The sequence below is a fragment of the Pedobacter sp. D749 genome (genome assembly GCF_019317285.1).
Classification (GTDB): Bacteria; Bacteroidota; Bacteroidia; order Sphingobacteriales; family Sphingobacteriaceae; genus Pedobacter.
Genome location: NZ_CP079218.1, coordinates 3674078 through 3688187 on the forward strand (window position 1 = coordinate 3674078; position 14110 = coordinate 3688187).

11 protein-coding genes are annotated in these 14110 nt (G+C 40.1%); 1 reads left to right on the forward strand and 10 read right to left on the reverse strand.

The features are described from left to right. Window positions 1-65 precede the first annotated feature (65 nt). The 7 genes from KYH19_RS14780 to sucD form a co-directional block, all read right to left on the reverse strand. The gene (locus KYH19_RS14780; protein WP_132400563.1) at window positions 66-2033 is read right to left on the reverse strand and encodes an SPFH domain-containing protein; all 1968 of its coding nucleotides are present in this window, start codon (window positions 2031-2033) and stop codon (window positions 66-68) included. A gap of 548 nt (window positions 2034-2581) precedes the next feature. Next, window positions 2582-2803: a cysteine-rich CWC family protein gene (locus KYH19_RS14785; protein ID WP_083505315.1), complete on the reverse strand. Its 222-nt coding sequence runs from the start codon at window positions 2801-2803 to the stop codon at window positions 2582-2584. A 146-nt stretch (window positions 2804-2949) separates the two neighbouring features. Beyond that, window positions 2950-5334 carry a ribonucleoside-diphosphate reductase subunit alpha gene (locus tag KYH19_RS14790; RefSeq protein ID WP_132400560.1) on the reverse strand — a complete coding sequence of 795 codons (2385 nt, stop codon included), beginning with the start codon at window positions 5332-5334 and terminating at the stop codon, window positions 2950-2952. A gap of 144 nt (window positions 5335-5478) precedes the next feature. Continuing rightward, window positions 5479-6450: a ribonucleoside-diphosphate reductase small subunit gene (locus KYH19_RS14795; RefSeq protein ID WP_132400557.1), complete on the reverse strand. Its 972-nt coding sequence runs from the start codon at window positions 6448-6450 to the stop codon at window positions 5479-5481. Window positions 6451-6902: 452 nt separating this feature from the next. After that, window positions 6903-7283 carry a septal ring lytic transglycosylase RlpA family protein gene (locus tag KYH19_RS14800; protein WP_219075675.1) on the reverse strand — a complete coding sequence of 127 codons (381 nt, stop codon included), beginning with the start codon at window positions 7281-7283 and terminating at the stop codon, window positions 6903-6905. Window positions 7284-7427: 144 nt separating this feature from the next. After that, entirely contained in the window at window positions 7428-7931 is a 504-nt protein-coding gene (locus KYH19_RS14805; protein ID WP_219075676.1) for a methionine-R-sulfoxide reductase, read from the reverse strand. Between the two features lie 348 nt (window positions 7932-8279). Then, window positions 8280-9152 carry a succinate--CoA ligase subunit alpha gene (gene sucD, locus KYH19_RS14810; RefSeq protein ID WP_132400548.1) on the reverse strand — a complete coding sequence of 291 codons (873 nt, stop codon included), beginning with the start codon at window positions 9150-9152 and terminating at the stop codon, window positions 8280-8282. A gap of 540 nt (window positions 9153-9692) precedes the next feature. Between sucD and KYH19_RS14815 the strand changes: the two genes are divergently transcribed. Continuing rightward, a complete protein-coding gene (locus KYH19_RS14815; protein ID WP_255562431.1) occupies window positions 9693-10118 on the forward strand; it encodes a cupin domain-containing protein in 426 nt (141 codons plus the stop codon). Between the two features lie 284 nt (window positions 10119-10402). On the opposite strand, the gene rlmF is transcribed toward KYH19_RS14815, so the two are convergent. From rlmF to KYH19_RS14830, 3 genes are all read right to left on the reverse strand, one after another. Next, entirely contained in the window at window positions 10403-11419 is a 1017-nt protein-coding gene (rlmF, locus tag KYH19_RS14820) for a 23S rRNA (adenine(1618)-N(6))-methyltransferase RlmF (protein WP_219075677.1), read from the reverse strand. A 294-nt stretch (window positions 11420-11713) separates the two neighbouring features. Then, complete coding sequence (gene dctA, locus KYH19_RS14825) at window positions 11714-13000, reverse strand: C4-dicarboxylate transporter DctA (protein ID WP_219075678.1); 1287 nt, start codon at window positions 12998-13000, stop codon at window positions 11714-11716. Window positions 13001-13063: 63 nt separating this feature from the next. Beyond that, a complete protein-coding gene (locus KYH19_RS14830; RefSeq protein ID WP_219075679.1) occupies window positions 13064-14089 on the reverse strand; it encodes an isoaspartyl peptidase/L-asparaginase family protein in 1026 nt (341 codons plus the stop codon). Between the last annotated feature and the right edge of the window lie 21 nt (window positions 14090-14110).

The window sequence follows — 14110 nt, forward strand, 5'->3', positions numbered from 1 at the left end:
ACTTGAGAGGAGTAACAACAAAAAGCCCCGATTTCCATCGAGGCTTTCCAATCTGATTAACCAAATTAAGGGTTGATATTATCCTTTTTAGGTTTAGCTTTAGTTTCTACAATTTCTGCAACCGCTACCACTTCTTTACGTGCCTGAGGATCCATTAATTCCATCAATTTCAAGCCTAATAAGCCATCCATAGCTGATCCTCCATGATTACCGCCGTTGCCACCAATTAATACATCAGGAATCAGTTTTACATTACCTTTCGATAACTCTTCAGTAATTTTGTAACGGGTAAAGTTTTCGCCACCCAAAGCTTTAACAGCAAGTTCGTAAGCTTCGGCGGTTGATTTACCTACGGCCAGAATTTTACCTGCTTCGGCACTACCGGTTAACGAAATCTGTTCAGCCTCTGCTGATGCACGCAACTTAATCGCTTCCGAATCAGCCTGCGCTCTTGCCTTGGTGGCTTCGGCCTCGGCATGTGCCCGCATTTTGGTAGCCTCAGCCTCTGCACCCACAGCTAATTTTACACCAGCGGCATCACCTTCCGATTTTTTCACGGTTGCACTTGCGGTACGTTCGGCAATCTCTACACTTTGTTGTGCTTTCACAATATCTTTCTGCATATCTGCGATGGCGGTTTCTTTCTCCATTCCCTGACGGGTTTCCTGTGCCTGTTTTTGGGTTTCGTAAGTCACCTTTTGCTCTTCTGCAATTTTACGGTCTGTTAGGGTTTTCATTAATGATTCTGGCGGAACAATATCACCGATCAGCGTATCAACCGCATTTACATTATATTCATCAAGTACTTTGCGGATATGTTCTTTAGCCGATTCCTGACGCTCTTTACGGGTGCTAAGGAAAGCAATTACATCGCTTCCCTGGGCCGAGTTACGAAAATAGTTACCAATAGTAGGCTCCAAAACCTGCGAAACCAGGTTCACCATATTACCGAAACGGGCAATTACTTTTGGTGCTTCTGTAGTAGGTACGTGGATAATCTGCGCTACATCCAAATTGAAAGGGAAACCATCTTTAGAACGTACGGTAATGGTTGAGAGGTTTTTGTCCAGATTATGCGCCTCACTCCGTGCAGATGCCCAGTTTAACACCAAATTGGTTGTGGGCACCAACTCTACCTTCATGATGTATTTGTTAATTGGATATTTACCCGGACCAAGTGGTTCCAGCCAAACGCCTTTTGAGCCTTTACCAACAATGTTGCCATGTTTAAAGTCTGCACCGGTTAAGTCGTTTCCATCTGTACCTATAAAGGAAATCACTACACCTACATAACCAATCGCAATTTCGGTCATTGGGATTTCCTCTAACTGAATTGCCCACGGATTAAGGTTGTATGAACCCGCTAAAATTACCTGAGGCTGCAAACCACGGTTACCACCTTGTTTGATAAATGCATCGAAATCCTGAAAATTGTTGTGGCCATCTACCAATTTACCCGCGATCTGATTGGCCTCAATCGGTAAACCATCAAGAGTGGTCACAATGCCTACCATGCTTTCCTGAATCCGGATCATTTCGGTAACCGAAACCTGGAACAACATCGTATTGATACGGTAGGAACCTGATGTAATATAAGAGGTTTGCCGGCCTCGCTGACCACCATTATCAAGAAATTTCACGGCATCCTGAAAATTATCAGATTCTACCCGCTGCCCGAGGATATTTCCGGTTGGGATTTCCGAACCATCTTTGGCCATAATCAGTCCGATTTTTCCTTCAGGAATGATGGTAAACTGTTCCATCGTTACGCTGTACTGCCAGAACCACATTCCGAAATACAATCCCGGCGCAAGTGTTTTTCCCTGGAAACCGGCTTCTCCCTTAACTGCGATGATGCGGCCATCGGGCAGCTCCCGATCGGAGCCAAAGAGTACGAATTTTTTGGTAATCAAGCCGATTCTGTCTTCAGGTACGATAACCATCCCGAATAAGAAACGTAAAATATATTTGTATAAAACGATGCACAACAGTGCCACTAAAACCCACCAGTAATTAGAAATGAGCGCTTCCATAATGTTATATTTTTTTTCTTTTTTTAACCTGATAAACCATTTATCAAGCACGATATAGATATCAAACGGCGTGCTTTGTTACCATTTTTAACACTTATTTTCAAACTATTTTTTATTGAATTTAAGGCCTCAAAAATGACTTAGGATCTAGTGAAAGCGAAATTCCACCTGCAGATGACATTTTAAAGAATACCCTGGCTGAACGCTTATAAAGGCCAAAAACTAACCTTTTAGGTTTTGATTAATACCTGTAGAAATTTTAATTGTATAAATTACAATTAATAAGAAAAATATGTCCTTTTTTACACCTATAGAACTGTCCGAATTGGGATACATCAATGAATCAATTTTAGTGATTTATTTAATATAAGCGACCTGAGATAAATGTGTTTCCAAAAAAGAGCAGAACCCAGGTTAACTAAACCCGATTGCCCGAATGCCGATTTCTTCTAATCGGCAGAAGGAAAAGCGGGACCGGAACTAACCTAAAAATACAGGAATCTGCTTTTCAAATGATTTTAAATAAAAAGGCACGAAAATCACAATTGTTACACGCCAATCTCTTCCCTATACTCTTGTTGTAATTCGAATAAGCATTTGGCACACAGACAGCCATCATACAGTTCGGAGATATATTGTACTTCGTTAATGCTGAGCTGCACCACACTGCATTGGCACTTGGTATATGAATTTGCCTTGCACTCAATAGCACTGTTACATCGCTCGCAGGGAATGATTTCGTGTTTGCTATGTTTCAAGGTTGAAGGCATAAGGGGTAAGGTTTAAGGTGAAACCTATTATGATTACAAAAGTAAGGACAAAAAATAAGGTTTTGAGCGTTTGCCCAAAACCTTACTTAATTTTGAATATTTAATCGGCAGCGGGCCTTAAACCTTCCGCCTTCCTACCCTCTACCTTATCCAGAGCAGCTGATACAGCCTTCTTCCATTGAACAAACTGGTCCGTCAACGATTTCTTCTGCCACCTGATCTTGTGTCATTTCAGCAGGGATAACTGCTTCAATTGCTTTACCGCCCTGGTTTTCTACTGTAAATTTAACGGCTTGTGAAGCTGCTTGTGTACGCAGGTAATACATACCGGTTTTTAAACCTTTCTCCCATGCATAAAAGTGCATTGAAGTTAACTTTGATGTATTTGGTGCATTTACGAACAAGTTTAACGATTGCGACTGGCAGATGTAGGCACCACGATCGGCAGCCATATCGATGATGTTACGCATCTTGATTTCCCAAACGGTTTTGTACAATTCTTTAATGTAATCAGGAATCGTATCAATAGCCTGGATTGAACCGTTAGCCAATATGATCTGGTTTTTCATATCGTTATTCCACAAACCTAACGCAACCAAATCTTTCAATAAGTGTTTGTTTACCACTACAAACTCTCCACTTAATACACGACGGGTGTAAATGTTTGAAGTATATGGCTCGAAACATTCGTTGTTACCCAAAATCTGCGAAGTAGAGGCAGTTGGCATTGGTGCAACCAATAATGAGTTGTACACACCATCTTTAACTACTTTTTTGCGTAATGCATCCCAATCCCAACGGCCACTATCTGGTGTTACATTCCATAAATCGAACTGGAATTTACCTTTTGATAATGGAGAACCTTTAAAAGTTTGGTAAGGACCATTTTTCACAGCTAAATCGTGTGAAGCCGTCATTGAAGCGAAATAAATCGTTTCGAAAATGTCTTTGTTTAACCGTTTAGCCTCATCACTTTCGAAAGGTAAACGCATTAAGATAAAGGCATCAGCCAAACCTTGTACACCTAAACCAACCGGACGGTGACGCATGTTTGAATTTTCTGCTTCCTGTACAGGATAATAGTTATGATCGATGATTTTGTTCAGGTTTAAAGTAGCCTGATAAGTTACATCGTATAATTTTTGGTGATCGAAAGCACCGTTAATTACGAAACGAGGCAATGCCAAAGAAGCTAAGTTACAAACGGCAACTTCATCTTTAGAAGTGTACTCGATAATTTCGGTACATAGGTTAGAACTTTTAATGGTTCCTAAATTCTGCTGATTAGATTTACTGTTAGCAGCATCTTTAAACAACATGTAAGGGGTACCGGTTTCAATCTGCGAATCTAAGATGGCAAACCAAAGTTCCTGAGCTTTAACCGTTCTACGCCCACGCTTTTCAGCTTCATATTTAGTATACAAGGCTTCAAATTCAGCGCCAAAACAATCAGCTAAACCTGGTGCTTCGTGCGGGCAGAATAACGTCCAATCGCCATTATCTTTAACGCGTTGCATAAACAAATCGTTAATCCAAAGAGCATAGAACAAATCGCGCGCGCGCATTTCTTCTTTACCGTGGTTTTTACGTAAGTCTAAGAATTCGAAAACATCTGCATGCCAAGGCTCTAGATAGATTGCGAAAGCACCTTTACGTTTACCTCCACCCTGATCTACATAACGGGCAGTATCGTTAAATACACGTAACATTGGGATGATACCGTTACTTGTACCGTTTGTACCACCAATGTACGAACCTGTTGCGCGGATGTTATGGATGCTTAAACCGATACCACCAGCACTTTGCGAAATTTTAGCGGTTTGCTTTAAAGTATCGTAGATACCTTCGATGCTGTCATCCTGCATGGTTAACAAGAAACAAGAAGACATTTGAGGTTTTGGTGTAGCAGCATTGAATAACGTTGGCGTAGCATGTGTAAACCAACGCTCGCTCATTAAGTTATAGGTTTTGATTGCGCTTTCGATATCTTCTTTGTGGATACCAACAGAAACACGCATAAACAGATGTTGCGGGCGCTCCACAATCTGACCATTAACTTTTAAAAGGTAAGATTTTTCCAACGTTTTAAAACCGAAATAATCGAAACCGAAATCGCGGTCGTAAATGATAGAACTATCTAAAATATCTTTGTTTTTTTCAATAATCTCATAAACATCATCAGCGATCAGAGGTGCAGCTTTCTGCGCTTTCGGGTCGAAATATTCGTACAACATTTTCATCGTACCCGAGAATGATTTAGTGGTATTTTTATGCAAGTTGGAAACCGCTATACGAGATGCCAGCAGTGCATAATCAGGGTGCTTTGTAGTTAACGAGGCAGCAGTTTCTGCAGCAAGGTTATCCAGCTCAGAAGTAGTTACTCCATCATATAAACCTTCGATTACCTTTTTGGCTACATCAATCGGGTCTACAAGGTCTGAATTTAAACTATAGCACAACTTTTGAATGCGGGCTGTAATTTTGTCAAATTGCACCGCTTCTTTGCGGCCATCTCTTTTTAGTACGAACATATTTTATGAGATTTAAGTTTATGTTAAGTCGTGAGTATCAAGTATCAAGACTTAATCATCACTTTTGTATTTTTGTTATTTATTAGTATTAAGTAATGAGTATCAGGTATCAAGATTAAAACCTTCTACCTTTTAACCTCTACCTTAAAAGTCTTCGTCTAATGAAAACGCTTGTTTGTTATTATCAGCAGAGGTTAATACACCACTTTTCTGATAGTCGCCTACACGTTTCTCGAAGAAATTGGTTTTACCCTGTAATGAAATCATTTCCATAAAATCGAATGGATTGGTTGCATGGTAGATTTTTTTGTAACCCAGCTCCTGTAACCATCTGTCGGCCACAAATTCGATATATTGACTCATTAATTTTGCATTCATCCCAATCAAAGCAACTGGCAATGCATCAGTAATAAACTCTTTTTCAATTTCTACTGCATCGCTAATGATACCATGAACTGCTTCTTCGCTCAATTTATTGCTCAACATGCTGTACAATAGACAAGCAAATTCGCAGTGTGAGCCTTCGTCTCTCGAGATCAACTCATTACTGAAAGTTAATCCCGGCATTAAGCCACGTTTCTTTAACCAGAAAATAGAGCAAAAACTTCCGCTGAAGAAAATACCTTCAACTGCAGCAAATGCCACTAAACGTTCGGCAAAAGTTCCGTTTTCAATCCAGCGTAAAGCCCATTCTGCTTTTCTTTTTACTGCAGGAACAGTATCAATAGCATGGAACAAACGGTCTTTTTCTTCGGGATCTTTAATATAAGTATCGATTAACAGGGCGTAGGTTTCAGCATGGATGTTTTCCATCATAATCTGGAAACCATAAAAACAACGTGCTTCCGGCAATTGAACCTCACTCATGAAGTTTACAGCAAGATTTTCGTTCACGATACCATCACTAGCAGAAAAGAAAGCAAGGATGTGCGAAATAAAATGTCTTTCGCCATCATTTAAATTGTCCCAGTGTTTCTGGTCGTCAGAAAGATCAATCTCTTCTGCCGTCCAAAAACTAGCTTCGGTCTTTTTATACATTTCCCATATTGCCGGATACTTAATCGGCAAAAGCACAAATCTGTCTTTGTTTTCTTGTAGTAATAATTCCTGTTCCATACGCTGATATTTTTAATTCTATTTTAACAGAGCCGACGAAGACACGCATCCATCAATTTTATATGATGATTGTAATGTCTTTTATCAAAACGCTGTTGTGAAAGTGCTAACCCTATTGCCTGACAAACAACTGAGATTTTAGTTAGGAAAATTTAAAATTTCAACCAGAGTGATGTACGTCTAAATTACTAAAAACTAAGCTTTTATATTTGTTTTCAAGCGCAAGAAGTTAAAGAACTTTGTTGTAACAAATATATATACGGCGGCCCTTGTTTGTGAACCAAAGTTGTTAACACCTCACCCAATTGATGGGGAAAAACGATCAGCCAAATATCATTTTCAAGCGAAAAAAAAGCTAATCGTTTCTTTTCAAGGGTTTAGCAAACCAAAATGAGTGTTAATAACTTAAATTTGAGGGGTATTTTAAGCCCTAAAAAGAGCTAAAAGGAGTATTACTCAGTGGTATAACTGAGGCTTACTTTAGCGATGCCTTTGCTATAAATACCAATCTGTTTGGCAGCACGTTCAGACAAATCTATAGCCAATCTTTTAGAGAAAGGACCACGGTCATTTACCTTTACTACTACCGATTTTCCGTTATCTGGATTGGTTACTGTAATCATGGTACCGAATGGAAGCGTGCGGTGGGCAGCTGTTAGCTTTTTTGCCCGGTATTTGGCGCCGCTGGTGGTGCGGCGGCCTTCGAATTTTCTGTGATAATAAGTGGCGAGAACTGTTTTTTTGATACTATCAGGTTCGTTTGATGAACCAGAATCTTCTGCTTTACCTTGTAAAAACAGGAAACAAAAACTTAATAACAGCAGATACTTCATAGGCTAAATTTTCTTTATCGAGCCTGCAAATATAAGCATTTAGTTTATAATCAATAATTTGTGGAAAAACAGCCTGGTTTTGTGCATCAAAAAAGGCGTACAGCTTGTCGCCATACGCCTCTACCTAACCCTTCTACATCTACCTTATTTTTTATCCGGCACAAAATTCATCGAGATAGAATTTACACAATGACGGGCGTCTTTGTTGGTAAATCCTTCGCCTAAAAATACATGACCGAGATGCGCACCACAATTGGCACAAACAATTTCTGTACGGGAACCATCAGCATCAGGAATACGCTTTACAGCACCTTTAATTTCGTCATCGAAAGCAGGCCAGCCGCAATGTGCATCAAACTTACTTTCTGAACGATATAGGGCCGCATTACAACGTTTACAGGTATAAGTTCCTTTATCTGTTGTATGCTCGTATTTACCTGTACCAGGGTATTCTGTACCTTTATTTACAATTACTCTTTCTTCTTCGGGTGTTAATGGATTCCAGTTCATTTTCTTCTTTGGTATGATTTGTTCTGTTTCCTTCGATTGTTTTACGGCTTTCTTATCTTGCTTTTGAGCACAAGCAGAAAGACCTGTTATTAAAACAACAGCAGAAACCAAAAATAGTTTATTTAACATCGTTTTCATACCTCAATATACGTTATGGATTTTGTTTTGGTTTGCTGGTTTGAGAAAATGGAGTAGTGTTTACCTCACCCTGACAAAGTTTGATGAGTATTGTCTTTTGTGTTGTCCCTCTCCTGGAGGAGAAGGATACAAAGTGAAGTGGTTTTAACCCAAAGTTAAGCTTAACCAAAGCCATTAAGATTCCCGCCTGCGCGGGAATGACGGCAGAAGTGGGAAATGGTAACACCCTAACTTTGTGTGCTTTGCGCCTTAGTGGTCAAACATATTCTTCGAGAACTTTGTGATAAAAAAACAAAAAAGCGTCCCGAACTTAATCGAAACGCTTTTCTATAACGAGATTTTTAAATCTTATTTTGCTAATTCTTCTGCCATTGCAGCACCGATTTCAGCAGGACTTTCTACTACACGGATACCACACTCACGCATGATTTTCATTTTAGCCGCTGCAGTATCATCGGCACCGCCAACAATAGCACCAGCATGACCCATTCTACGTCCCGGAGGCGCAGTTTGACCAGCGATAAAACCAACAACTGGTTTGGTACCATGTTCTTTGATCCAACGGGCAGCTTCTGCTTCCATTCCACCACCAATTTCACCAATCATGATGATACCGTGAGTTTCAGGATCGTTCATTAATAATTTAACTGCTTCTACAGTTGGTGTTCCAATAATTGGGTCACCACCGATACCAATAGCTGTTGTAATACCTAAACCAGCTTTAACAACCTGATCTACCGCCTCATAAGTTAAAGTTCCTGATTTAGAAACCACGCCAACATGACCTTTTTTGAAGATAAAACCTGGCATGATACCAATTTTAGCTTCATCAGCAGTAATTACCCCCGGGCAGTTAGGGCCGATAAGCGTAACATCGCGATCAGCAATATATTCTTTAACCTGAATCATATCCTTAGTTGGGATACCTTCAGTAATACAAACAATAACTTTAATACCACCTTCGGCAGCTTCCATAATTGCATCAGCAGCAAAAGCTGGTGGTACGAAAATGATAGATACATTTGCACCCGTTTGATCAACGGCATCTTTAACAGTATTAAAAACAGGCTTATCTAAATGCAATTGCCCACCTTTGCCAGGCGTTACACCACCAACTACGTTTGTACCATAGGCCAGCATCTGCTCAGCGTGGTAAGTTCCTTCGTTTCCGGTAAAACCCTGAACGATAACCTTAGAATCTTTATTTACTAAAACGCTCATGTATCAATATTTTTTTTGTGCAAAGCTAATATTATTGAACTGGAATTCAAATCTAAAACCATATTATTTAGTCCGTTTTTTCAGGAAAATGTAAGGAAATGCTTTATGGCAGCTTTAGTCTGATATACGAAAGACCAAAGCGGAAAGACTAAAGCTAAAAGCGATAATTGACTATTGTAATGTATAGTGCTCCACATAATTTTAGGCCCCACACCTGGAGCAGGCCCTTCGGCTATAAACCTGACAGCAGCGAACACGAAGTGTAACGGAGTAAAGCGAATGGCAGGGCTGCAAAGGCCAAGTACTACAGACCGCTCATTTTCAAAAAATGTTATCGCTTAGGATTAGAAAATGAGCAGTTCTGCGCTTTTGGAGGGCTGCACTCCCGCTCTCCGTTCTTTCCGATGAAGAATCGGAACCACTTCGATCAGGTTTAGGAACAAAGTGCTGGTTCCTGTGGCAACATCCATGCAAAACGCCTAAATTTACTTTTGAAGCGGAAAGACTAAAGACCGAAGCAAAAAGCTAAATAATATAAAGATGAGAAAATCCATATTAATTTTAATCGTTATTACTGCAACCTTCATTTCAATTAAGGCCAGCGCTCAAAGCACCGATACCAGTAAATACATCCTTCAAAACGATATTGAAGTAGCCAAAGAAGAACCAGGAACACATAATGGTGGAGGTAAAACCATCGGCTTTAACTTTTTCGGGGAGGCGAAAAGCCTCAAAACAGCATTCCGCAAAAGGATTCTGAAGCCAAGCTCTTCCATTGGTTACCATTTGCAGAAGGAAGATGAGATTTATTATGTGATCAGTGGAAACGGAACCATGCAGATGAACGGAAAAACCTTTGCGGTTAAACCTGGTGATGCCATTTTAACCCGTCCGGGCAGTTCGCATGGTATTGCCCCAAATGCAGGTAATGATTTGACTATTCTGATTGTTTATGAAAAGAAATGATGATATTCGGTAAAAGCAGGATTAAGAGAAGATTGGTTCACAATTCTCAGTTGGCAGAGTTCTATACCAGGTCGTTTTATAGTTCCAGTAGGTAGTTGCTTATTGTGTGTAGTTTACTAAATCTGTCCTCAAAACATAGCAATTGCTGGCTCATCTAAAGGATTGCAAATCCTTAGCTCTTGAATCGGGATTACAAATCCCGACTAACGAAGTACAAAAAAAGATAAAAACGAAAAGCCGGACCAACTTTATCATTAATCCGGCTTGCTTTACTATTTATCAAACTAAAGACTTTTGCCTTCAGCTTTGGGCTTATCTGTTTTTGGTTTAGTTTCAGTTTTCCATCCTTTTACCCATTCCGCCTGTGCAGCTTCATCATGGAAAGTCCAGGCTACAAAGCGGCTTATTTTTTGTCCCTGGCTCATTTGAACAGTGGTTACTTCAAAAGCATTTGCTTTAACCAATGTGCTATAGATACTTTTCAAATTGGCACTTTTTGACACCAATGATGTAAACCATAATACCTGATTTTTGATCTGCTCGCTCTGAATAATCATCTGCTCTACAAAAGCGCGTTCGCCACCAGGGCACCAAAGTTCGGCCTTATTCCCGCCAAAGTTTAATACATGTTTTACTTCTTTTTCGTTACCACCCAGGTTACGCCATTTCTGACGGGTGCCTTGCTCAGCTTCTTTTAGTGAAGAATGAAACGGCGGATTACAAACCACAGCATCGAAACGCTCTGTTCTACCCACAATCCCTCTGAAAATACCCAGTTTTGATGATTGCTGACGAATTTCTACAGCTCCCTGCAGGGGTTTGTTGGCTTCGATAATGCGTCTTGCCGAATCAACTGAAAGTGGATCTATTTCTGAACCTACAAAGCTCCAGCCATATTCCTGGTGACCGATAATCGGGTAAATACAGTTAGCACCGACGCCGATATCGAGTACATTAATTTTAGCGCCTTTTGGATTTTTTCCTTTATTACTCGACCCCAAAAGATCGGCTACATAATGGATATAATCTGCCCTGCCCGGAATAGGCGGACAAAGGAAATCCTGAGGAATATCCCATTGCTGGATATCATAAAAATATTTCAACAAAGCCCTATTTAGTGCTTTAACGGCATTTTGATCTGCAAAATCGATAGAATCGTCGTTATGTTCGTTTTTAAAAACGAAACGTCTTAATTCTTTTGAAGTTGCAATAAGTTGTTTGAAATTGTAACGCGAACGGTGTTTGTTGCGTGGGTGTAACTCGCTTTTTTCTTTGCGGTTATTTTGTTCTTCTTGAGCCAATGTGATATGGATTAATTAAACAAGCTGTGTGCATGTTTCTACTGCAAAGATACATAAAAAAGGTTGAAGGCGTGAAGGTTGAGGATAGAAGGGTTTCTAATACACCTAAAAACATGGCTTTAATTACAACAGATCAACAGAATCGTCATGCTGAATTTAGTTCAGCATCTTTCCTGCTATTAAGATCATGAAATGAATCTGATAGCTATCGGATCAGGACTTCGAGAGGATAGCTCCAAACTACCATTTGCTTTCGACTCCCTGAACGCCTTACGCCAAACGCCCGACCCCAGACTAAACTTCCTCTGCTTTTTCTATCGTTGCAGGTCGAATAGCCTTTAAATACTTCTGCTCATCAAACTGCTTTTCACTTTTAGCAATTACAATAGTAGCTACTCCGTTTCCGATTACGTTGGTAATGGCCCTGGCCTCGCTCATAAAACGATCTACACCGATTAATATGGAAATATGTTCTATCGGCATAATTTTTAAAGCAGTTAAAGTTGATACCAAAACGATAAAACCACTTCCGGTTACGCCTGCGGCACCTTTAGAAGTAACCATGAGCACGCCTAAAACCGTAATCTGTTGCCCAAGGGATAAATCAACATGAAAAACCTGGCAAAGAAATATAACGGCCATGGCGAGGTAAATTGCCGTTCCATCAAGATTAAAAGAATAGCCGGTAGGAATAACCAAACCAACAACCGATTTATCGCAACCGATGGCTTCCATTTTCTGCATCATGCTCGGCAGGGCCGATTCGGAAGAAGAAGTACCCAGCACGATTAAAATTTCCTGTCGGATATATTTCAGGTATTGCCAAAGACTAAATTTATAGTACCTGCAGATTCCGTTTAAAACGATAAAAATAAAAAGGATACAGGTCAAATAAACTGAGCCCATGAGCTTAGCCATGCCCACTATACTTTCCAAACCATGCGTACCAATACTGAAAGCCATCCCGCCGAAAGCCCCAATTGGCGCTAAACGCATAATTACCTTCATGATTTTGAAGAGTACTTTCGATATTTTATCGAAGGCGTTTAAAACGCTTGTTCCCTCTCCGCCCAATTTATTCAGACCATAACCAAAAAGAATGGCAAATAGCAAAATCTGTAAAATGTTTCCCTCAGCAAAAGCAGCAATCACATTATGTGGAATAATATGGAGGAAGAATTCGGCCCAGTTCATATCCTTCGCCTGTTCTGCATAACCGGTAATTTTTGTGGCATCACCAGCTTTGGCTACCATTCCGGCACCGGGCTTTAAAACATTGGCGACCAATAAACCAATTGCAATCGCTACTGTGCTTACAACTTCGAAATATAACAGTGCTTTGCCACCTACCCGGCCTACCTTTTTCATATCGCCCATGTGTGCGATTCCTAAAACGATGGTAAAGAATATAATCGGGGCAATTAACATGCTAATCAGGTTAATAAACCCCTCACTGATTAATTTTGCAGTTGGCGCAAAACCAGGAAAATAAGTACCAACACTTATCCCAATGATGATGGCAATTAAAACCTGAAAGGTTAAATTGGAGAATATTTTCTTTACAAATTCTATAAATGTCATCTTTATTTTTTTAGGTGTTTTGGCTTGCTATTGAATATTGAACAGCGTAATTTTAAAATAATTTTATTTATAAATACTGACTTCAATTTTCCCGTCGGCAGTAATTGCGCCTCTGTACATTCCCTCGGTATTAAAGGGCATAGTCATATTCCCTTTCTTATCTAATGCAATTAAACCACCATCGCCACCCATTTTACCTACTTTATCTAAGGCAATTTTCGATGCCTCTGCAACAGATAATCCCTTATATTCCATTAAATCGGAAATCGTCTTGGCCACCACATTGCGGATATAAAACTCGCCCCAACCGGTACAGGAAATACCTGCTGTTTCATTATTGCAGTAAGTACCTGCCCCAATAATCGGTGCATCGCCCACCCGTCCGTATTTTTTGTTTGTCATACCTCCGGTTGAAGTTCCGGCAGCTAAGTTGCCTGCTTTATCTAACGCTACACAACCAACTGTACCGAATTTGTAATCGTGGTTTTTAATTCCAAATAACTCTGATTTCTTACTTCCATGATCTAACACCGCTTTGGTAGAATCTTCTTTAATGGCCTGTTGTAAGCCATCCCAACGTTCTTTAGTCCAGAAATATTTAGGATCAACAATTTCCAATCCGGCTTCTTTTGCAAATTGATCGGCACCTGCGCCCACCATCATTACATGCTCCGATTTTTCCATCACGGCTCTGGCAGCAGAAATTGGATTTTTTATGGTAGTTACTCCAGCAACCGAGCCTGCCATTAAAGTTTTTCCGTCCATTATGGCAGCATCAAGCTCATTTTTGCCATCATGCGTAAAAACAGCACCTTTACCGGCATTAAAATGAGGATCGTTTTCTAAAACATGAATGGTTGCTTCAACAGCATTAAGGCTTGATTTGCCTGCTTTAATTTCTGCATAACCCGCTTGTAAAGCCTGGGTTAAAACGGCTATGTAGGCTGCTTCTTTTTCGGGAGTCGTATTTTTTTTGAGGATAGTGCCGGCACCACCATGAATCACCATTACGTATTTTTTCTGTTGTGCAGAAACCTGCAAGGCTAAAGCCGAAAACAAGAATAAGGCAAGTAATTTTAACCGTTTCATCTTCCTATTGGGTTTAAGAAG